Here is a 207-nt window from a genome sequence, read left to right as displayed (position 1 = left end):
TGTTGCGCCTGTGATGCCAGTTTGTCCAGTCGCGCCCGTAGCGCCGGTCTCGCCTTTCGCTCCGTCAGCTCCCGTTGCGCCATTAGCACCCGTCGAGCCTGTGATGCCAGCTTGTCCAGTCGCGCCCGTGGCTCCTGTAGCACCCGTGATGCCAGCTTGTCCAGTCGCGCCTGTGGCCCCTGTAGCGCCCGTGATGCCGGCTTGTCC

The 207-nt window shown here is 66.2% G+C and carries 1 pseudogene; it reads right to left on the bottom strand.

Going from position 1 to position 207, the window contains the following annotated elements:
• Positions 1-207 (bottom strand): annotated as a pseudogene (locus PA598K_RS35640) (hypothetical protein); the annotation flags it as partial.

It is taken from the genome of Paenibacillus sp. 598K (genome assembly GCF_003851045.1).
Classification (GTDB): domain Bacteria; phylum Bacillota; class Bacilli; order Paenibacillales; family Paenibacillaceae; genus Paenibacillus_D.
This window is presented reverse-complemented; position numbering and strand designations above follow the sequence as displayed.